The 18,766-nt window shown below is 54.2% G+C and carries 22 protein-coding genes and 1 pseudogene; 7 read left to right on the top strand and 16 right to left on the bottom strand.

Annotation, left to right across the window (positions count from 1 at the left end; genetic code table 11):
• Genes ACZ5D1_RS08725 through ACZ5D1_RS08685 form a run of 9 tightly spaced genes read right to left on the bottom strand, consistent with a single transcriptional unit; the run spans window position 1 to window position 6,195 of the window.
• The gene (locus ACZ5D1_RS08725) at window positions 1–258 is read right to left on the bottom strand and encodes a hypothetical protein (protein WP_040200610.1); all 258 of its coding nucleotides are present in this window, start codon (window positions 256–258) and stop codon (window positions 1–3) included.
• Between the two features lie 12 nt (window positions 259–270).
• The gene (locus tag ACZ5D1_RS08720; RefSeq protein WP_039644722.1) at window positions 271–819 is read right to left on the bottom strand and encodes a hypothetical protein; all 549 of its coding nucleotides are present in this window, start codon (window positions 817–819) and stop codon (window positions 271–273) included.
• Between the two features lie 59 nt (window positions 820–878).
• On the bottom strand, window positions 879–1,364 hold the full coding sequence (locus ACZ5D1_RS08715; RefSeq protein WP_464554612.1) for a phage virion morphogenesis protein: 486 nt from the start codon (window positions 1,362–1,364) through the stop codon (window positions 879–881).
• Entirely contained in the window at window positions 1,354–1,713 is a 360-nt protein-coding gene (locus ACZ5D1_RS08710; protein WP_464554610.1) for a hypothetical protein, read from the bottom strand. Before ACZ5D1_RS08710 ends, ACZ5D1_RS08715 begins: the two co-directional genes overlap by 11 nt.
• Window positions 1,700–2,164 (bottom strand): hypothetical protein, encoded by a 465-nt coding sequence (locus tag ACZ5D1_RS08705; RefSeq protein ID WP_015721246.1) that lies wholly within the window; start codon window positions 2,162–2,164, stop codon window positions 1,700–1,702. The genes ACZ5D1_RS08710 and ACZ5D1_RS08705 overlap by 14 nt, the downstream gene beginning before the upstream one ends.
• The gene (locus tag ACZ5D1_RS08700; protein WP_192905213.1) at window positions 2,151–2,510 is read right to left on the bottom strand and encodes a hypothetical protein; all 360 of its coding nucleotides are present in this window, start codon (window positions 2,508–2,510) and stop codon (window positions 2,151–2,153) included. Before ACZ5D1_RS08700 ends, ACZ5D1_RS08705 begins: the two co-directional genes overlap by 14 nt.
• Before the next feature lie 19 nt (window positions 2,511–2,529).
• Window positions 2,530–3,393, bottom strand: a complete 864-nt coding sequence (locus ACZ5D1_RS08695) for an HK97-fold major capsid protein (protein ID WP_011366969.1) — start codon at window positions 3,391–3,393, stop codon at window positions 2,530–2,532.
• Between the two features lie 18 nt (window positions 3,394–3,411).
• The gene (locus ACZ5D1_RS08690) at window positions 3,412–3,774 is read right to left on the bottom strand and encodes a hypothetical protein (protein WP_464554608.1); all 363 of its coding nucleotides are present in this window, start codon (window positions 3,772–3,774) and stop codon (window positions 3,412–3,414) included.
• Between the two features lie 12 nt (window positions 3,775–3,786).
• Window positions 3,787–6,195 carry a DNA adenine methylase gene (locus ACZ5D1_RS08685; protein ID WP_464554607.1) on the bottom strand — a complete coding sequence of 803 codons (2,409 nt, stop codon included), beginning with the start codon at window positions 6,193–6,195 and terminating at the stop codon, window positions 3,787–3,789.
• 227 nt (window positions 6,196–6,422) lie between these two features.
• On the opposite strand from ACZ5D1_RS08685, the gene ACZ5D1_RS08680 reads away from it, so the two are divergent.
• The 7 genes from ACZ5D1_RS08680 to ACZ5D1_RS08650 all read left to right on the top strand — a co-directional run bounded on the left by ACZ5D1_RS08680 (window position 6,423) and on the right by ACZ5D1_RS08650 (window position 12,657).
• The gene (locus tag ACZ5D1_RS08680; RefSeq protein WP_013514548.1) at window positions 6,423–6,611 is read left to right on the top strand and encodes a helix-turn-helix domain-containing protein; all 189 of its coding nucleotides are present in this window, start codon (window positions 6,423–6,425) and stop codon (window positions 6,609–6,611) included.
• The gene (locus ACZ5D1_RS08675; RefSeq protein WP_464554605.1) at window positions 6,608–7,660 is read left to right on the top strand and encodes a radical SAM protein; all 1,053 of its coding nucleotides are present in this window, start codon (window positions 6,608–6,610) and stop codon (window positions 7,658–7,660) included. Before ACZ5D1_RS08680 ends, ACZ5D1_RS08675 begins: the two co-directional genes overlap by 4 nt.
• A complete protein-coding gene (locus tag ACZ5D1_RS08670; RefSeq protein ID WP_013514546.1) occupies window positions 7,657–7,953 on the top strand; it encodes a PqqD family protein in 297 nt (98 codons plus the stop codon). The genes ACZ5D1_RS08675 and ACZ5D1_RS08670 overlap by 4 nt, the downstream gene beginning before the upstream one ends.
• A 260-nt stretch (window positions 7,954–8,213) precedes the next feature.
• The gene (locus ACZ5D1_RS08665) at window positions 8,214–9,425 is read left to right on the top strand and encodes a GNAT family N-acetyltransferase (RefSeq protein WP_464554603.1); all 1,212 of its coding nucleotides are present in this window, start codon (window positions 8,214–8,216) and stop codon (window positions 9,423–9,425) included.
• On the top strand, window positions 9,422–10,531 hold the full coding sequence (locus ACZ5D1_RS08660) for an amino acid--tRNA ligase-related protein (RefSeq protein WP_464554602.1): 1,110 nt from the start codon (window positions 9,422–9,424) through the stop codon (window positions 10,529–10,531). The genes ACZ5D1_RS08665 and ACZ5D1_RS08660 overlap by 4 nt, the downstream gene beginning before the upstream one ends.
• Window positions 10,521–11,345 carry a prenyltransferase/squalene oxidase repeat-containing protein gene (locus tag ACZ5D1_RS08655; protein WP_464554601.1) on the top strand — a complete coding sequence of 275 codons (825 nt, stop codon included), beginning with the start codon at window positions 10,521–10,523 and terminating at the stop codon, window positions 11,343–11,345. Before ACZ5D1_RS08660 ends, ACZ5D1_RS08655 begins: the two co-directional genes overlap by 11 nt.
• Complete coding sequence (locus ACZ5D1_RS08650) at window positions 11,338–12,657, top strand: B12-binding domain-containing radical SAM protein (RefSeq protein ID WP_464554599.1); 1,320 nt, start codon at window positions 11,338–11,340, stop codon at window positions 12,655–12,657. The genes ACZ5D1_RS08655 and ACZ5D1_RS08650 overlap by 8 nt, the downstream gene beginning before the upstream one ends.
• Before the next feature lie 180 nt (window positions 12,658–12,837).
• Here ACZ5D1_RS08650 and ACZ5D1_RS08645 read toward each other — a convergent pair whose 3' ends face one another.
• The 7 genes and pseudogenes from ACZ5D1_RS08645 to ACZ5D1_RS08615 form a co-directional block, all read right to left on the bottom strand.
• Entirely contained in the window at window positions 12,838–13,320 is a 483-nt protein-coding gene (locus ACZ5D1_RS08645) for a phage head morphogenesis protein (RefSeq protein ID WP_464554598.1), read from the bottom strand.
• Window positions 13,317–14,545, bottom strand: a pseudogene (locus ACZ5D1_RS08640) (IS3 family transposase). Before ACZ5D1_RS08640 ends, ACZ5D1_RS08645 begins: the two are co-directional and overlap by 4 nt.
• Window positions 14,538–15,038, bottom strand: coding sequence for a hypothetical protein (locus ACZ5D1_RS08635; RefSeq protein WP_464554596.1), 501 nt, complete (start codon window positions 15,036–15,038; stop codon window positions 14,538–14,540). The pseudogene ACZ5D1_RS08640 and the gene ACZ5D1_RS08635 overlap by 8 nt, the downstream one beginning before the upstream one ends.
• The gene (locus tag ACZ5D1_RS08630; protein ID WP_464554595.1) at window positions 15,038–16,546 is read right to left on the bottom strand and encodes a phage portal protein family protein; all 1,509 of its coding nucleotides are present in this window, start codon (window positions 16,544–16,546) and stop codon (window positions 15,038–15,040) included. The genes ACZ5D1_RS08635 and ACZ5D1_RS08630 overlap by 1 nt, the downstream gene beginning before the upstream one ends.
• Window positions 16,547–16,660: 114 nt before the next feature.
• A complete protein-coding gene (locus tag ACZ5D1_RS08625) occupies window positions 16,661–18,184 on the bottom strand; it encodes a terminase large subunit domain-containing protein (RefSeq protein WP_464554594.1) in 1,524 nt (507 codons plus the stop codon).
• Entirely contained in the window at window positions 18,184–18,462 is a 279-nt protein-coding gene (locus tag ACZ5D1_RS08620) for a hypothetical protein (protein WP_464554592.1), read from the bottom strand. The genes ACZ5D1_RS08625 and ACZ5D1_RS08620 overlap by 1 nt, the downstream gene beginning before the upstream one ends.
• The gene (locus ACZ5D1_RS08615) at window positions 18,459–18,731 is read right to left on the bottom strand and encodes a hypothetical protein (protein WP_464554591.1); all 273 of its coding nucleotides are present in this window, start codon (window positions 18,729–18,731) and stop codon (window positions 18,459–18,461) included. Before ACZ5D1_RS08615 ends, ACZ5D1_RS08620 begins: the two co-directional genes overlap by 4 nt.
• Between the last annotated feature and the right edge of the window lie 35 nt (window positions 18,732–18,766).

The raw sequence follows: 18,766 nt of genomic DNA, 5'->3' as shown, positions 1-18,766 counted from the left end.
TTATTTCCTCCGCTTGCTGGTGGTCTTGGCCTCATCGTTTCCGGCGTCCTCGGTCGCCGTGGGCTTTTCCGGCTCCGGTTCCGCGCCGCCGGTCAGGTCGGTGATGCGCACCAGGCCGCGTTTTCCGGCGGTCTTGATCTCGGCGGAGAGGTCCTTGCGGGCGATGCTCTTGCGTTCTCGCGGCCCGAGGTGAAGGGTTCCCTGGCCGGAGAGGTTGAACGTCAGGGGTTGGAACTGCAGGTTTCTGATCTCGATCACGATTGTTCTCCTTTACGGTTGAATGGTTCGTTGCTCTGTCACGTCGCCGTGAAACTGGAAGGTCCGGTCCCGGATCAGCCGACCGTCGCGCAGGTCGCCGTCGTACACCGGGCAGGATTCGATGCGGATGCGTCCGGAGCTCTGCCGGAGATTGGAGAGGTTCACCCGGGCCAGGCCGCCCAGAGGAACCAGTTCGGTAAGGTTCAGGCTGCCCTGGTCGGCGATGGCGATCTCCGGGTAAAGCTGGAGGAACCGCGACACCGATTCGTGAAAACCAAGCAGTTCGGCCTCCCGGTCCACGGTCACCACCAGGTCGAAATCGAGGTGATAGAGACGGGGAAACCGGCACTCCTCGAAACTCAGCTCCGCGACATTCTTCTCGAACAGGCGGCTCTGGCTGCGGCGGAAACGGTCTTCCGCCAGCTTCGGCCCCTGGAGGATGACGCTGGGGGTACGCTGGACCTCGAACAGGTCATCCGGGAACACCAGCACGGTGTCCGGGTGGATGGCCTGTTTGGCCAGGCGGATCAGGATTTCTGTGACGGTCTGTATCGTGCTCAAGGGACGCCTCCGTTTTCTGCCTGGTTACTTACCGGAAGCGCTGGCGATGTGTCGGAGGCTCAAAGCGCGGAGCGGATCGCCTCGCGATAGTTCTGGAGGATCTGCTCGCGGTACTTCTCCATCACCGGATGCAGAAAGGGTCTGGCGGGGATGATGATGGTCGCGCCGTTCGGATGTTTGATGGTGGCCCCGTACTCCATGACGGCACCGATGTTCACCATGTCTTCCCCGTCCTTGTTGACGGTGCCGCGCAGCAGGCCGACGAACGCCTTGTCGGCCATGATCTTCTGGGTGATGGCGTTGACGAGAAAGCCGGTGTCGATGAGCGCCTTGCTGGAGCCTTTGCGCTCGATGGTGCTCTCGGCGAGTTTGACAAAGGCCTGTCCGCCCGGGGCCTGGGAGCGAATCCCCCGCTGAATCTCGCGTACCAGAAAAAGGGCGTTGCGGATCGTGGCCTGACGCAGTGCCGTGGCCAGGCGCGGCCCCATGCCGGAGGTCAGTTTGGCGCGGGCCTTGTCCCAGTCACCGGTTCGCCTAACGCCCATTGAGTTTCACCAGTTGCAGGTTCTTGTGGGTGATGGTGCCGAAGAAGTGTTCCTCTTCCACGCTCTGTATGCGGTAGGTTTCCCTGCCGGTGGCCAGGCGGTCTTCACCCTGGACGTCGGCATCCGGAAGGACACAGGCAAGCGCGTCGATCTTGCCGCTCAGCTCCTCCGGCGGGGTTTCGTTCAGTTCGAGGGGGATGACGGAGATCTCCGCGTATTCGGCATCGTCGGTGCCGTAGAGCCGTTCGCCGGGAACCACGCGCAGAACCCGTGCGGTCTGACCCGAGGAGAGGATCAGCCGGGCGACGTCGGCCACGGCTTCGGCGCGTTCCCGGTCATTCAACAACATCGAGATCGATCCCTTGTTCGTAGATGACCGGCGTAAGGCCGCTCGGGGTCAGGATGTAGGCTTCCTGATCGAGCTGGGTGGCCGGACGCAGCTCGGTGAGCCGCTGCCGGTAGTCGGCGAGCAGATCGGCCTCGAGCTTGGCCCAGTGGCCGGGCTGGCCGGTTTTGTCCACCCGCTTGTCACCGCTGGAAAAGGAGAAGGCGTTGGCGGTGGCCGAACGCATGACCTGGCAGGCGTGGATCTGCGCCATGATCACCAGGAGCTCGCGGACCTCGCCGGTGGGATCGGGGGTGATCTCTCCGGCCGTGATCGTCAGCGATTGGTCGAGGTCGCGGCCGACCCGGAAAACGGCTTTCCGGACGCATCTCTCCAGAGTCTGGTCCTCGAAGAGAGATGCGCCCGGATCGGACAGGTCGAGCCGCAGGTCGGCGATCAGGTCACTCAGCAGCACCTTGCAGGCCCTCCAGACGGCTCTTGAGCGCGTCGATCACCGTGCGGCGTTTTTCGGTTTCCATGTAGCCTTTGAGGGTCTCCGGATTGGCCTCCTCGTTGACCCTGGAGATGGCGTCGGTGGCGGAGAGCTTGCTCAGGTCCACCGGTTCCGCGTCCTGGTCGGGCTCTGGAGGGGCGAGCGGTTCCTGCTTCGGTTTGTCGGCCATGGCCAGGCGGCCATTCTTGAGCGCCGCCTGGATCTGCTTGGTGAGGCGTTCCACCTCGACCACCTGGCCGGGCTTGAGTTTCAGCCCGGCGTCGGGGATCACCAGAACGCCGGGACGGATGTTCTTGATTCGATTCATCTCACGTCACCTCCTAAGATTACGGAACCAGTTTGACCTTGGCCATGATGTCAGGGCGGGTAATGCCCTGGCCGATTTCGGACCACACCAGCCAGCCGGTCTTGAAGCGGGTCTTCTGATCGATGGACTCCGTCTTCAGGTTTTCGCGCACCGGCATCTTTCCGACCTCTTCATCCGGGACGATGATGATCTCGTCCAGCGGCATGGAGGCGGTCAGCAGAATGCCGCCGGTTCCGTAGTTCTTGATGACACCCTTCTGGCGCAGCTCGAGCTTGGTCTGGGGATCGAGGTTCCAGCCGCGCATGTCGTTGAACCGGCGGCCGCGCATGACGATGTACTTCACCGACAGCTCCAGGTCCTCGATGATCGAGATGGCTTCGTTCAGCGCCTCTTCGGTGAGCAGGTCGCCGGTGACCTCGATGGTGTTGGTCGCCGGGATGGCCGAGGAGAGCACCGAGATGGTGCGGCGGTCCATCTCCTTGCGGATGGCGTCGGCGGCGCTGGTCTGGATGTCCATCAGCGTGCCGATGTTGCCGTTCTTGAGGACGGAAACGTCCACCATCGGATTGGAGTGGATGCGGTTGGTGGGGAACTCGACCTCGTCCTTGCCCACCTCCTGCTCCTGTGCGTCGCCGTCCTTGCTGATCCAGTGAGCCTTGACGGTCGGTTTCTTCTGGTAGACCGGACGTTCGCCCTTGGGCAGCGTGTGCTTGGTGAGCAGCAGCGAGGAAATCTCCTTGCGCTTGATCTCCTGTTCGATGGGCGCGGCAATGGCGGCGGCAAGTGCCCGCATGCCTTCGGGCGACTCGAGAGCCTCGCTCATGAGCCGCGCCATGGTTTCCATGTACTCCTGGGAGTGGATCTTCAACTGATTGGTTTTCATGTGCGTTGGCTCCTTGGGTTAGACGAGCAGGCGGAATTTGAGGACGCCGCTCTGTACGGAAATGGCGTGGGCGACGACATGCTCTCCGGCCGCGACGCCGTTGGTCAGGCGACCGCCCGCCGAAACTTTCAGGTCGTCTCCGGCGACGACGGTCCCTTCGAAGGAGTCGGTCTCGTAGACGCCGCCGTCGCAGTAGATGCCGGGCATTTCGCCACCGGCGTAGTCCTTGATCAGGATGCCGAAGGAGCGCTTGGTGGGATCGGTGTTGACGGCGAACAGGTCGTTGCCGACTACGCGGACCATCTGACCGAGCTGCCCGTCGCCCTGGATGTGGCCATCGCCGTAGGCGAGGCTGCGGTGACACGGATTAATGAATGACATGGTGTTTCCTCCTTATGCGTTGTGTTCCGAGTGTTCGGGAGAGTCCTCGCCGACACGGTTGCGGTAAGCGGCCATGAACCCGTCGCGCAGGCGGTCCTCGAGCGACACCTTGCGGTCGTCCACATCGTGGGGCCGGACACCGGCGTCGCTGCGCAGCGGGGTTTCCGTCGATGCCTTGACGGCGGGCTTGCCGCCCTGATCGCTGTCGGCGGGTTTCTCTTCCTTGTCCTTGTCCGCTTTGGCCGACTTGGGCAGGCGTTCGTAAGCAGCCTCGGTGGCGGCGAAGGCTTCGTCGGACAGTTCGGCCAGGCGTTTCAGTTCGGCTTCCCGGTCCTCCTCGGAAGCGAAGGAGAGTCCCTGCTTCTCCAGACGGGTGAGCAGCTTCTTGGCCCGGGAGCGGCAGGCGGCCGCCTTTTGTTCGGCTTCCAGTTCCTGGACGCGTTTCTGCAGCTCGGCGACCTGGGCCTTGAGCTGCCGGTTTTCCTTTTCCAGGTCGGTAACGCGGGCAGGATCGGCTTCCTGCTGGGCCGGTTTCTTCTTGGCCGCGTCTGATTCGGTCTTGGCGGCCTGGTCATCGGTGGGTTTGGTTTTGTCTTCCATCGTGGAATCTCCTTCGGGTTGGGATTGGTCGGGCTGGCTCTGAAGGGACGCCACCTGCAGAATCCTGGCGTTCTCGTCCGCGCCTTTGCGGTCGAGCAGTCCCAGTCCGGTGAAAGTGACGCCGTGCAGAATCTCGAAAACGGGTTGGCCGCCCACATCACGGCCCTTGAATTTGCGCAGGTGTGTGCAGTAGTCGGCCTTGTTCTGGAAGCGCTTGTGGCAGACCGAGCATTCGCCTTCCTGGTAGTCGCACTCCATGGAGACCTGGGAGATGATCCCGCGTTTCATCAGCTTGTAGGCCAGCCGGGCAGCCGGGGTGTCGTGGACGTACAGCTCGCCGACGCATTCCACGCGGCCGCCGTTGTCGTCCTCCAGGTAGTCGGCGGCGACGATGCCACCGACGATGTCGTTGAACTCCTGCGAATGCTGCAGATCGACCTTCTTGTTCACGGCCGTCATGTGCCGACCGGACAACTCCTCGGCGGTGAAGTGGTCGCCGTTCTTGTTGGTCCCTGTGCGGCAGAGAACGAAGCTGAACTGGGGGTCGCCCGCCGAACCGACATCCATGGCCTCGGTCGCGAGGCGTTCACCATCGCCCAGCCGGATGTCCACGGGGATGCTGGTGTGGAAGTTCGCGGCGGCGGCCATCGGAACGGGTTTCTCCTCCCGTTCGGCGCTGGCCTTGGCCCCGGGAGCGCAGACGAACAGACGTTCTTTGGCGTTGGAAGCCTCGCCGTGCTTGGAGGTGATGGCGTAGTGGTGATCCTTGGACTTCATCCGGCTCTGCTTGCCGAAGGAGCCGATGATCCGCTTCATCTCCTGCTCGTTGGGATAGGCGTGATCGCGGTAGGAAATCAGCCAGTGCGGAATGTGTTTGGCATTGCCGAGAAAGGTCTGGAAGAATTCGCTGGCGTTGGCCTTGGTGACGGTCTTGTGGTCGGTCTCGTAATACTTGACCTTGGTGTCGGACTTGATTTCGAGCCCTTCCCAATAGGTCATGAGCCCCTCCACGAAGTGGTAGGCCCGCTCGTAGTTGGTGGTCGAGAACTCGGTGGCGTAGGGCGGATCGAAGTAGGCCAGATCCGCCTTGGCTTTCGGCAGCAGGTCGTTGATGTCCTGCCGGTATGCCTTGTTCTCCTTGTCGTTGTCGAAGACCAGGGCGTTGATACGCTGCAGGTTCTTGCGCAAACGATCCTTGAACTCGTCTGGAGTGTCCTGGCGGCGGCCATAGTCGGTGGAGGACGAGAAGTGGCCGAAACCGCCCTTGCCGCTCATGCAGGTTTTGCCGAGGCCGAACAGGGCGATGTCTTTCTTGAAGCCGGAGAGCTTGTCGCAGTTGGCGCGGATGGTGTCGATCAGCGCATGGACGCCCTTGGCGAAGAAGATGCCCTTGAAGTTGTCCTGAACGAAGCTGCCCGCCTTGGCGTTGTCGGCCAGGAGTGCTTCGATCTCGTCCTCGCTCAGGCGAACCGAGTTGTTCTCGATGATCGCCTTGGCGGCGTGGTGGCAGTAGCGGAGCCGGTCGTTGGCGATGACCTGGAGGCCCTTGGTCTTGTACATGTAGGCCACGACCGCAGACCCCGAAAAGGCGTCGAGCACGGTGCCAACGCCTTCCGGGGTATGCTTCCAGATCCAGTCGACGAGCTTCTGCTTACTGCCGATGTAGTTGGTGATGTACTTGGGGCGTTTCTCGGGAGGGAGCTCTTCAGGAGCGGACTGTTCGGCGGCCTCGGTCCCGAGCGTGTCGGGATCGAGAGTCAGCGCCGCATCGGCCTCCAGTAGAAACGCCAGCCTTTCCAGGTCTGTGGCGAACAGTTCCATCAACGTCTCCGGTCAGTTTGCTGTGCTCTCCGCGACCTGCGGGGAGCGTTCAGCGGTTACTTACCGGAAGCGTCGGCGATGTGTCGGAGGGTGACGGCGAATTTCAGCGGGCAGGGTTCAGCCGGGAATTTCCTCGAAGTTTCCGAGATTTGGCTTGAAAATATGCCTGTCATTCGTTATTTTATGTTATTATTTGTTGCTAAGAATTTAGATGAGCGGTGACTAACATGGAATCACAAGACAAATGGCTGACCATCGAGGAGCTTTCCGGCTATCTGAAAATGAGCCGCAGCAAGCTCTATCAGATGGCCCAAAAAGGCGAGCTGCCCGGTTCCAAGATCGGAACCCAGTGGAGGTTTGACCGGGACGAGATTGACGTCTGGGTTAAAAGTAAGAAATTTAAGGAATTTCAATGACTAAAATAACTGACGACACCTCACAGGTTGAGAATTCGGGATTTTATATCCAATGGCATTTTCTGGAATCATGCAACTTGAGGTGTCGGCATTGCTACCAAGAAGATTATAAGGCTCAACCTGTGCCTGTTGCCCAGCTTGATGTAATATATGCTGAATTATCGAAGGCCATTTCAACATGGAAAAAAAATGGAAGGATTTCACTTACAGGAGGTGAGCCCTTTCTTGAATTTGAAAAGCTATTGCATCTCCTTAATAAGATCGAGAAGGATAAGGCTTTCTACTGGGCTGGGATCTTATCTAATGGAACTCTCATAGATGACAAGAAAATTGCCAAGCTCACAAAATTTAAGAAGCTGAAAGAGGTGCAGATCTCCATTGATGGTGGAACTGAACAGGTTCACGACCTTATGAGGGGGAAAGGGAGTTTCAGCAAAGCAATTAATGGTCTAGAAAAACTTATCTCGGTCGGCATTCCCACTGCCGTAATGTTCACTCTGAATCAAGAAAATGCAGGATCTGTAGCGGACATCATTGATCTGGCAGACAGAATGGGGATAGATGCGTTAACAATTGAGCGCTACACTCCCTTAGGGAATTCTGATTCTGATCAATTGAAGCTGTCCGCAGACAGATTAAAAGAAATTTATGAGCAGATTAAACAGAAGAAAAAACAGATCGAGAGCAGCGGGAGAAAACTTAAGATCAGAACATCTCGACCGTTGTGGCATCTGATTGATGAATCTCTCGGAGGATTCTGCCCAGTCGGTTATTCAAGTTTATGCATTATGCATGATGGAACGGCATATCCTTGCAGGCGGCTACCTATCCCCATAGGCAACGTACTTAACGATGGTATTTTTAAGATTTGGTACAAGTCAGATATTCTGTGGAATATAAGACGAAAAAATCGAATGACATCCTCATGTGGCACATGTGAAGACTTGGGCCGCTGCGGAGGTTGCAGGGCTGCTGCTTATGCAGAGAACGGGGATTATTTAGCGCAAGATCCATTATGCTGGAAATATAAAACAGGAGAATCACAATGAACCTTGATGACATAATGCACAAATTCTTTATTCTCTCCGATGACTATATGTTGCACCGGGGTAATGATGGAGAAAAGGACTTTTTCCTTTTTAATGTTTCAACAGGGAAAATATTCAAGCTCAACGAAACGTCCTTTACCATTCTGGAAAGTTTCTCCGAGAACGTATCCTTCTCTGCCGTCGTAGACAACCTGACAAAAAAGTTCTCGGTTGAGAAAGGCATCTTAATCAATGATCTTTCTGGTCTTATGGAAAAATGGACAGAGAGTGGCGTTCTTGTTGAAAATGAGTAAGCAGCAGTTTACAGGGTTGGTAGAGCCTAATGGTTAGGTTCGCCTTTGTAAAACATCCTAATGCAAGGAGGTTATAATGGTCACTTATGAAGCACCCGTGTTTGAAGAGCTCGATGGCATGACTTTTCCCGAAGAGATTTGGGCTGAGTTCTGTCAGGGTAAGTGGTGTTTTGGTTGCACTAACTGTAACTGCAACTAAAACCAACAACAACCAGCCTCATTGCACAAGGAGGCTGGTTGTTAACATTTAAGGATATGCAATGCTTTTATTTGATTCCCATGTTCATATAGGCGTAGCGAAAATTAAAAATATTGAAGAAGGGCACAGCTCGCTTCCGGCCTACAATAATGCTACAGCCAATACTTTTAGCAACTACCTTAGGGTCAGTAGTGCGAAGGGAGTTACAAAGTGCCTTGCATTCCCATTCCCTTTTAACGAAGTAAAAAGGGCATCAGCCAATAAGTATATACTCGAATGTACACAAAAGGAACCGACATTAATTTTACCATTGTTGTTGCCTGATGACATAAGAAGTATAGAGGCCAACATTACCGACATATATGGGATAAAGGAACACTTCTACCTCGAAAACTCCAATGACGTAATGTTTCCCATTTATGATCTCCTTCAGAAAACAGGAAAAGTTTTACTTATTCATGCCCATAGGAACGAATGGCGAAAAAAGATATCTGAAATTTCATCTAACTTTCCAGAGCTTAAGGTGATCATAGCCCATTGTGCACGGAAACAACCATTCTCAGATGAAGGCTTAGTTGACAATGTTAAAGATATTCTCGCAGCAAGCAATAATCGGAGCAATCTCTACTTTGAGACGTCTACAATCAGAACGAACGGAGCAAGTCTTGCGGAGTTAATAAATCTCGTGGGAGATGAGCATGTTCTTTGGGGATCGGATTTCCCGTTTTACAAAGACAAGGATGAAGATGTTTACAAACTCGAGTGTGAATTCATCTCATCTTCCAAACTCTCAGACGACTCAAGAAAGAAGATCCTTAGTGAAAATTTTCGGCATCTTTTTCAGGCAGATAATATTTGGATACGACGCGCATGTGACCATGACTCCGACACTCTCATTAACATGCTCGAAGGCATATCAGAGCCTGAAAGGAAATTGCTTGCCATAAGTGCGAAGTCATCGTTCTTAAAGCAGATGCTCCGCAAGCCAAAACACGTTTTTGTAGCAGAGAACAGCAAAGGACAGATCCTTGGATTCCTGAGAAAAAGTGACAGGCCAGAGAATGGTGCTCTCATTGAAGAAGTCTACGTGCCAGCCAATTCCCGTGGCAGTGGAATCGGACGACTACTGATTGAGTCGGTCACAAAGGCCTTGAGTTATGCTGAAATGAAAACGTACTCGTCCAATGACCCGATGGTCAATATTGCAAAAAAGTTAGGCTTCACGCCAACGTTCACTCCTAAAAAGACGATGATAAACTGGAGATTGGGGTGAAAAACGAATCATTCATATCCGGCATGGTCACAGACATTAAATGTTTGGGGAAGATAACTTTTATAACAGTTTCTCATGGGGCCGAAACATTCAATATTGTCGCGACACACGACCAAGCAGTTGGCTACGATAAGCTTAAAAACTTAAAAATAAACGACTACATAACAATAAATACAAATCAGCAAAATGGTGAGATTCATGCCAAAGAATTAGTTGGCTCAGTGAAAAGCAACAAGGGCGTTATTCCTGAATCAGCAAATGTAAAAAACTATGCGATATTGCTGAATCAAATAAGAAACTATTTTTATGACAACAACTTTTTTGAAGTCAGGTTGCCCAGCATTCATCCCGGCAATAATAAAGGTGATATTTTTGAGATTGACTTCTTTGGAAAGAAAGCCCGGTTGTCATCCAGCAATGCTTTATATTCTACGGTAATGGCTGCCAATATGGGAAAAGTTTATTCTATACAGAGATGTTACAGGGCAGAACCATCAAAAACCTCCAAGCACCTTTCTGAATTTGACATGCTGGAAGTGTCATTTGTAGGCCATTGCTTTGAAGATCTGATTTGTGAATTATCGAAATTTATCTCAGACATTTTTAATAGAGTAAGTAAACTAATTCCTGATCAAATAAAGGCGTTGCCATTTGAAGAAATACCTATCGTTTCATATGCCGATTTGAATTGCAAGTACGGCCTTCTAAATAAAGGACTTGGAAAGCATGAACGTGAAATTTCAAAAAACGGCCCTACTACGGTTATCCATTTTCCTTCGAAAATTTCTACTTGGTCTGCATTACCAATTGACGACAACTACACTTATTCATTGAATTTTTTGGCACCTGGTGTGGGTGAAGTTGCAGAAGGATGCCTACGAGATACAAGAGAATCTTTTTTGCGCTGCAAGTTTGAAAAACTTGATTTGTGCGACCAACTAAATTGGTATGTAGACCTCAATCCATTGCCAAACATAAAGATCTTATCATTTGGACTCGGAATTGAGCGATTAGCAATGTGGCTTTTTGGCATAACAAATATCCGAGTCATTAATTGTTTTTATAGAGACAAAAACATTAGCGAGACCATGAAATATGGGAAATAAACTACCAAATTTATCCGTGTTAAAGGCTACTACTTCTTTGCGAGCTATGCTCAAGGAAATGTTGGCCAAAGAGTTAGAGTTACGACGAATTACCAAGACCGCCAGCCTGTTATTAATGTCTGGACTTTCACCCAGTAGTATACCCAAGAGGATTATTGATCGTTGCAAGAATGAACAGAATGAAGATGGTGGTTGGGTTGCTATCACAGACACTACCTGGAACGTCGTTTTCCTATCTCTTTATGATAAAAATACACATCAAGAGATTATTGATAATGGAATAAATTATCTGGAAGCAAACACGAACAAAAGTGGTTTATGGGGACGGTCTTCCAGGGATATGTCAAGGATTCCGGTATCGGGGCTTTTATTGGATATGATCCCCCAACTTCAAAAACAATGTTATTTGCAAAAATTAGAAGAGTTATGGAAATCAGAAATAAACTCGCTTACATACAAAGCTGCTTACACTTTAATGGCTTTCTCTTCCAGTGAATATGTTCCGCAGGACAGCAAAATAATAAGCGATACAGTCTCATGGCTTTCCATGAATCAAAGACAAGATGGAAGCTTTGCTCCTTGGAAAGAACACCCAGTCGCAAGCGATGTTTTTTGTACGTCGATCGCCATCTTGGGATTGTTGCGACATAAAGACATGGTCCCAGTTGATCTATTCAAAAACACACTTAAATGGCTGGAAGACAATCAATTGAAGAATGGGATATGGGCATTTCATGAAATTGAGGACGGTGCTTCTTGGGGCTTATATGCATTAAAAAGGCTCAATGAATACCTTGGAACTGTAAATGAATAAATCAATCCTTCTTGTTTATCCCGAACCCGATTTTGATAAAGACCATCGGTTTGGCTACTCACTGCAGCTTTTATACCTATCCTCTTCACTTAAGGAGCTGGATTTTAAGGTAAAATTTGTTGACTATTCTGTTGAGAAATTTGACGAGCAAAAATTTCATGAAAGTATCGACAATATTGATTGTGTAATTGTTGAGCTTGATGCTTTTCCTTTAAAAAGATCCGCAAATGTATCCAACGGCTTCCAGATTGCTCAATTAACAAAAGAGTACAGAGATGAGGTTTTAACCGTTGCAATAGGAAAACATTGTACTCTTGTTAATGAATCTATTCCGGGTTTTGATCTCACGGTTTCCGGTGAGCCAGAAGTTGAACTTCCAAGAATCATCAATGGATTTCTCGCAGGAGGTGAAATAAAGAATAATTTTATCAGCCTGGGAACAATAGCTGATTTATCAAGAGTACCTTTTGCAGACAGGCAACTATTGGATGAGGAACAAATAAAGGGTAAGCGATTAAACAAAAAAGCACACTTAGCCCCTTCTGCATTACTGGAAACAAGTAGAGGCTGCCCTGGAAGCTGTTCTTTTTGCCAACGTAAAGGGTGGGACAAAAAGCTTAGGTTTTTTAGTGAAGAAAAGATTTACACTGATTTTCAGGAATTAATTTCCTCTGGGATAAATAATATCTGGATCACTGATGAAAACTTCACTGCGAACCTTGGACGAGCAAAAAGAATCTTGAACAAATTTGCCGAATTGAAGGGAACTCATCGCTTGAAAATTGCGATTAGTTCTTGGGCAAAAATCGACAAGGAGTTCATATCTGTAGCACAAAAAGCCGGGGTCTCAGTCATCAGCTTTGGCGTAGAATCCAAGAATAGAAGCATCTTAGACTATTATAAAAAAAGTATTGATTTTAAATTGTTGGATGAAATTTTAGAAGAAGCCGACCGAGTGGGTGTATTTACAATCGGTAATTTCATTGTAGGTGCACCTGATGACGATGAAGAGACGATTCAAGAATCACTTAATTATGCAATCCATAGTCGTTTTGATGATGTAAATGTTAAGTTACTGGATTACATGATAGGCTCGGAACTATATGAAGGATTGCCGGACAAAGTGAAAGAAGGGAAAATTCACCTATTTTCTTGCTCTGAAAACGGGTTATCCAAGTATTCAAAAAGTGAACTCACGGCATTTAAGAGTGATTTCGTTTCAAAATTTCAAAAATTAAAAAGAATTAAAATGCTGCGTAAAATTAAGGATAACGGAACTCCTTATTTCCTGAGCAGTCAAATCCCCCAATAATCATGGCTTGTATATTTGCAGGGAATTATTCCGTGCAAGGTATGGAACACCATTAATACAAAACATCTAATGGCGACTTTCATGTTTGCAATCAAGTGGTTTTTGTAATTCATAGCCTTTCCTCATTATGGTTTCAGCGATTACTTACCGGAAGGCTTTGAAATGTGTCGGAATGGCGTCTCAAATATTTTTCAGTTTGATATAACTCAACACAGGAAGGTTGATGCACCTGCAGAATGGGTGTGCCGGTTGCCCCGGGAATTTATCAATTGGAAAGGTTTTACCATTGAGCGGACCACATACCGGACAGGTTCGCTCGTCCCCCATGGTCATCCACTCCAGCTTCTCAATTCCGACATGCTGGTGGAACTTTATTCGCCCCATGTTGTGTGCCCGCAACACCTCAGTCCGGGCGATCATTTCCATTCGGTACTGCGCTTTGCTGAAGACTTTTGTTCCGGCCTGTTTGAAAGAGTCTTTGTAAATGACAACCCGTCCGAGGTCCCGGACAATATCATCCGTTCCTTTTCCTTCTATTATTCCCTGCATGATGACGCGCTTTATTCCGTCGGCCAGTTCCCGGTTTACGTCACCGGCGAGTGTGAGGTTGTATTGCGCTGTAAAGCCCCTGAATTGTTGGACGCTGTTTTGCACAAAATTCACGCCGCCTCCGCCAGGGGCATGTATCCGGCACGAACCTTGGCCGGAGTGGCATAGCCATGTCGCTGAAGCAGCCAATGCTGGTTGAACCGTTCTTTGAACTCAAGCAGCGCTTGGCGGAGCTCCTCGACGGTATCGAAGGTTCGCACCCACAGCAGCTGCTCCTTCAAGGTTCGGATAAACCGCTCAGCCACGCCGTTGCCCTCTGGTGCCCGAACGAAGCTGGGACTCGATTCAATGCCGAGAAACCGAAGCTCCTGCTGGAAGGCATGACTCATGTACTGCGCACCATGGTCGTGACGCAGCACCAAGCCCTTGGCAATGCCTCCTGCCAAAGGACCATAGAGATCCCGAACGCCTTGGTGGATCGGCTCCAAGGCCTCGAAACGTGTGCCAGGACGCGCGGCATGGATGCCGACCACATCACCCACAAAGTGATCTACAGCCACAAAAACTGTCGCCGTTCCCTCTCGACGGGTATGGATCTGAGTGGCATCGGTGCCCCACATCCGGTTAGGGCCATCGGGGATGATTGAACCGTCGTGCGCTCTGGGACCTCGGTCGGAACCCATCCTGTGTGGCGCCTGCAGGCCGTGCTGACGCATCAGGCGCCGAACCCGCTCCTTTGAAACCGGGATGCCATGGTGCCTCAGCCGTGCCCATACCTTGCGATAGCCCTCGCCCCGAAACCCCAAGGACTCAGCATCGGCCAGCATCTCGCGAACCTTCTCTAGCAGGACATCGTCAGCAACCATGGGCCGGCGTCCCCGACGGTGGAACTTGGCTGGCTGCTGCGCGCGTACCCGGCGCGCATAGTCGGTGGAGCGGGGTACTCCCCACAACCGGCACACCCGGGCCCTGCCATACGTACGCCGTGCGGAGACCGAGCAGGCCCTGCTCACAGATTCGATCTCCGCTTGGGAAAAGGGAGCTCGCCCTCATGCCGGGCAATCCGCATCTCCAGCAGCTCCTTGTCCATCATCAGCTCTCCCACCAGGCGCTTGGCTCGCCTGAGCTCTTTCTCCAGCGCATTGACTTTCGGGTCATCCGTACGTCGCTTCAAAGCCGCCATACCGCCTTCAAGGAACTCCTCTCGCCACCGGGACAACACCGATGCCGGCTGCCCTGTCTCCCGGCTCAGCGTATCCAGGCCTTCACCTCGCAGAAGCCTCAAAACCACTTCCTGCTTACGCTTTGCCGACCAACGTTTCACCGACTTCTCACTCATGGACACCTCCTGTCACTCTCTCTGCAACCAAATGTGTGTCCAATTTATTCGAGGGGCAACCCAGCGCCATGAAGTCGAGGGCATTGGTGTCGACGATGGTGAACACCTTGGTGGCCAACTTGTCGATGCCATCTGGCTTCAGGTCCGCGTAGAACGGCAGCGCCGCGTCGGCGAGCTCTCCGATTCCCTGCTGGATGCCGTGCTTGAAGGAGTCCTTGGTCGTCTTGCGAAAGACCAGGGTCTGCTCCCGCTTGAGCCGTTTCATGGTGTCGTCGAGTTCGAGCTGGAGCTTTTCCAGCCCCTTGAGCGCGGCGAGCTTGTTGTCCGGCAGGGAACCGAGGGAGCGGTACTGGAGAATGGCGCGGGCGACCTCGTCTTCGGCCTGTTTTAGCGCCTGGGTGAGTTGGGCCGTGACCTGGTCGTTGTAGCGGTTGCGGGCCGTCAGGCTTTTCAGGGTGGCCGCCTGGATGCGCTGCTTGAGGTCCGAAGGCATCAGCGGGGCTCCCGGCGGTCGATGAAACGACAGGCCGGGGCGTCGAAGGTGCGCTCGCTGTTGTGGACCCGGCAGTGGTTGGTGTCAGCAATGAAGTGGCTGCACTCGTCGCACACGGCAGCAATGCCAGTGGACTCCAGGTCGCCCGACCAGACCAATGCCGCCTCCGCCGTGGGCTCATCGTCCTCGGCCGGAATCCCGAGCATCTTCCGGGCGCGAGGCACGCTGAGAATACCGGAGACGACCATATCCACCACCGGCTTCACCTGTTTCTCGTCCATCAGGTCGATCTGTTTGCGTTCGGTCTCGCGGTTGGCGGCCTCGATGTCCGGGTCCAGGTCCATCTTGAGCTGGAGGCTGGAGCGGCTGATGAGTTTGCGGTCGTAGAGTTCGATGAGTAGCTTCTTGAAATCGACCGCGTCGCTGGGGTCGAGGTCGTTGAAGATGAACTGGATGCTCTTGTCGCCGTGGCCATTCAGCTCCATCCAGTCGTCGAACACCCAGTCGAGGAGCTTGCGAGCGGCCTGTTTGATCTCGCGGATCATGACCATCATCTTCTGCATGCTCACCGAGGCGGTGGCGAAGTTCGGACCGTCGCCGGTCACCAGCGAGCGTGACAGACCCAGGGCCACCACGATGTCTTCCTTCACCTCCTTGACCTTGTCCTCGACGTTGAGGACCTGGCCGTCGGTGCCGTGGGTTTCGACATTGACGTAGAACGGGACCACCAAGCCGCTTTTCATGTCCATCTTGTTGACCATGTCGCGGACCTGTTCGAGCATCCGCTGGTCCGGCATCACCATCTTCTGGCCGAACGCGCCGCCCACCTTGAGCAGGCGAAAGGGCGTGGCCCAGCGCTTGGCGATGGCCTGTTCGGCCCGGCGGTAGTCGCGCAGCAGTTCGATGGCTTGAAAAGCGGGAAGCACGAGGGAGTTGCCCCGGGGCGAGAAGGCCGGTGCGTCCCATTTGAGGTGGACCACCTGCTCGACGGGCAGTGGAATGGATTCCCCGCCGCCGGGTGTGTCCTCGGGAAATTGCCGGGCCTCGATCAGTTCACCCTGGGCGTATTTGACCTTGACCGAAACCGGGTTGACGCAGACCAGCTCCTCGATGTCCTGGCCGGACTTGGTGAAGCGCTTGAAGCCGATGGCGTCGCCTTTCACCAGGAGCTGAAGAACCATGTCCTTGATGAACTGCGAGATGTTCAGCCGCCAGGCGGCTTCCAGGGCCTGCTCCTTGAGGTTCTCGTCGTCGCTGGTGATCTTGATCTCGTCGCCCACGGCGAAGGTGCGCCAGGAGTTGACGCAGTTCTTCACCAACGGCTCCTCGACGTAGTATTCCCAGGCCTTGCGGGCGCGTTCTTCCCAGGTGGCCGGAATCGCTTCGGTGGCGTTGACCTTGCTGAAGGCGGCCGAGTCGAGCGCTGCCGCTGCGGCCAGCGGCGCGATGACAAAGCCGGTGGTGTCCAGGCTTTCGGGTTGGTCGTCCTGATGGGCAGTGCTTTCCACGTGATCCTCTCGGTAGTTTCGGCCATGACAGCCGCACATCCGGCCCGTGTGGGCCGAACCCGGCTCGATGCCGGTTACTTACCGGAGCGGGGTGAAAAGCGTCGGAGGATGCGATCAGATGAAGACCGGATTGGTGAGTACGGGCTTGAGCGAGACCACTTCTTCGCCGACCGGGTCGAGGTTGCCTTCCTCCCGGATCAGCATGGCGCAGCGCACTGCGTCGATGATGTGGTCGTTGCCCTTGGAATAGATGATCTTGCCGTCCCGCAGTGTGTAGGTGTGGGTGGTGAACTGGTCTTCCACCTCCAGGTCGTCCGAGGGGAAAATGACCTGCTTGCGCTGCAGTGCTCCGTTGATGAGGCTGGTCATCAGCTCCTTGGTCCGCTTCTTGATTTCCTTTCCGTCCCGCACCGCCAGCCGGGTCATGCCGCCGAAGTCGTATCCCTTGAGTCTGCCTTCCAGTTCCAGCCCCTTGTACTTGTCCAGGGTGAGCAGTTCCTGAACCACGGCCAGGCCGTTGCCGCCGTTGTCCACGCCGATGCCCGCCGGGGTGTAGTAACGCTCCAGCAACGCGATGATCTGGGCGATGTGCGGATAGGAAACGTGTTCAAGATGCACGCGCAGGATCATCTTCAGCAGCGTCCGCTCGCCGATCTCCATCTCCTGGAATACGACAATCTCGGTGGGGTCGTTGGTGTAGCCCAGGTCGCCGCCAACCCAGAACTGTCCGCTGCGGGGCGTGAGGTTGAGCAGCATCTCCAGCCGGTCATGGGCCGCTTCCTCGGTGTCGCAGTCGCGCAGCTCGGAATCGGTGATGACGATTTTCTGGTACTCCAGCAGATCCTGCCGACAGAGGTTGAACTGTTCGACATTGAAAGCCCCATAGGAGGGCTTGCCGTGTTCACCGGCCACCTCGTGCTGCCAGCCGGAGCTGTCGCGGCCGCCGTAGAACTCCAGCAGTTCGGCTTCGCGATCTTCGGTCCACAGGGGATTGAGCCAGGACGGCCAGCGGAACACATGGAACTGATCCGACGAGGTGAGCCGGTAATAGGTGGTGTCGCGCAGGCCGTTGGGCGTGGAGTAGATGCGCAAGGTTCCCCCGGCCTTGAGGCACTGGCGCAGCGCTTTCCAGGCACGCTCGGTCAGCCAGGCTCCTTCATCGACCCAGACGCGGCCCACGTGCAGGGAGCGGAAGGCGTCGCCATAGGCTCCGGCCGGGCGGAAATAGAGCACCGAACCGTTGGTGAACTCCAGCCGGAAGTAGGGTTTGCGGTGGATCTTGGGCTTGCCGTACTTGGTCAGAGCGATGCTGTTCATCAGATCCGGGTTGCTGTCGAGCTGGAACTCGATCTCCTCGATGATGGTGTCGAGGTGCCCCTGGTGCGGAGCCGCGACGAGGCCCTGGCCACCTCGGGTGGTGAAGGCGTAATGGAGCGCGTCGGTCGAGAGCACGATGGACTTGCCCACGTCCCGGCCGTCGAGGTGGATGATGTTCTTGGCCGGGCAGCGCAGGTCCTCCACCTGGTGCGGCCAGTAGTCGCGGCCTGAGCCATCCCGGTTGTAGAGGTAGGCTTGCCCCCACAACACGGGATCGCTCAGGGTCGCCGCGAGTTTGCGCTCCTTGTCGGTTACCGCCATCAGTGCATTCCTGTCCTCAAGGCGTTGCCGAGGATGGTGCCCACCAGTTCCGTCAGGATCTGCTGCACGGCCAGGGTGTTCTTCCGGTCGTGGACAGCTTCCTGAATGTCGATGATGGCCTGGTCCAACTCCGCCCAGGCCTGGTACTGCTGCTGGGCCGCTTCCAGACGACCGAGGGCGTTCTCGATCCGTCCCGCCGCCAGTTCGGTGCCGATTTCGACAAGGGCCTCACCGGCCTGGCGAACGGCATCGCTGTTTTCCTGAAGGATTTCTTTCATTGGCCTTCCTCCCGGTTCGAGCCGTTGGCCCACTGGTCAAGGGCGTCCACGGCGGTCTGCAGGCGCAGACCGACTCCGGTCAGGCGCTCGGCGTCCGGGTGGCCGATCTCGCGCAGGGCCTTATTGGCCTCGGTCACGTACTCGGGCGTGTGGCGGTTGACGGTGGCCACCGCCGACTGGATCTGGGCCGGAGGCCGGTAGGTGGCGCAGCCGGTCATGATCCCGGCCAGGGCCAGCGGGATGGTCCATTCGATGGTCTTCTTCAACATGTTGATCTCCTTTGGTTATGGGTTTGGGGTACATG

The organism is Oleidesulfovibrio vietnamensis (genome assembly GCF_055388115.1).
Note: the sequence above shows the minus strand (reverse complement) of the source record. Positions and strands in the feature narration are given on the sequence as shown.

Coding starts and splice junctions, on each gene's coding strand:
- ACZ5D1_RS08715 (WP_464554612.1), bottom strand. CDS start 1,364: ATGGGCGTTAGGCGAACCGGTGACTGGGACAAGGCCCGCGCCAAACTG.
- ACZ5D1_RS08710 (WP_464554610.1), bottom strand. CDS start 1,713: ATGTTGTTGAATGACCGGGAACGCGCCGAAGCCGTGGCCGACGTCGCC.
- ACZ5D1_RS08700 (WP_192905213.1), bottom strand. CDS start 2,510: ATGAATCGAATCAAGAACATCCGTCCCGGCGTTCTGGTGATCCCCGAC.
- ACZ5D1_RS08695 (WP_011366969.1), bottom strand. CDS start 3,393: ATGAAAACCAATCAGTTGAAGATCCACTCCCAGGAGTACATGGAAACC.
- ACZ5D1_RS08690 (WP_464554608.1), bottom strand. CDS start 3,774: ATGTCATTCATTAATCCGTGTCACCGCAGCCTCGCCTACGGCGATGGC.
- ACZ5D1_RS08685 (WP_464554607.1), bottom strand. CDS start 6,195: ATGGAACTGTTCGCCACAGACCTGGAAAGGCTGGCGTTTCTACTGGAG.
- ACZ5D1_RS08680 (WP_013514548.1), top strand. CDS start 6,423: ATGGAATCACAAGACAAATGGCTGACCATCGAGGAGCTTTCCGGCTAT.
- ACZ5D1_RS08675 (WP_464554605.1), top strand. CDS start 6,608: ATGACTAAAATAACTGACGACACCTCACAGGTTGAGAATTCGGGATTT.
- ACZ5D1_RS08670 (WP_013514546.1), top strand. CDS start 7,657: ATGAACCTTGATGACATAATGCACAAATTCTTTATTCTCTCCGATGAC.
- ACZ5D1_RS08665 (WP_464554603.1), top strand. CDS start 8,214: ATGCTTTTATTTGATTCCCATGTTCATATAGGCGTAGCGAAAATTAAA.
- ACZ5D1_RS08655 (WP_464554601.1), top strand. CDS start 10,521: ATGGGAAATAAACTACCAAATTTATCCGTGTTAAAGGCTACTACTTCT.
- ACZ5D1_RS08650 (WP_464554599.1), top strand. CDS start 11,338: ATGAATAAATCAATCCTTCTTGTTTATCCCGAACCCGATTTTGATAAA.
- ACZ5D1_RS08635 (WP_464554596.1), bottom strand. CDS start 15,038: ATGCCTTCGGACCTCAAGCAGCGCATCCAGGCGGCCACCCTGAAAAGC.
- ACZ5D1_RS08625 (WP_464554594.1), bottom strand. CDS start 18,184: ATGGCGGTAACCGACAAGGAGCGCAAACTCGCGGCGACCCTGAGCGAT.
- ACZ5D1_RS08620 (WP_464554592.1), bottom strand. CDS start 18,462: ATGAAAGAAATCCTTCAGGAAAACAGCGATGCCGTTCGCCAGGCCGGT.
- ACZ5D1_RS08615 (WP_464554591.1), bottom strand. CDS start 18,731: ATGTTGAAGAAGACCATCGAATGGACCATCCCGCTGGCCCTGGCCGGG.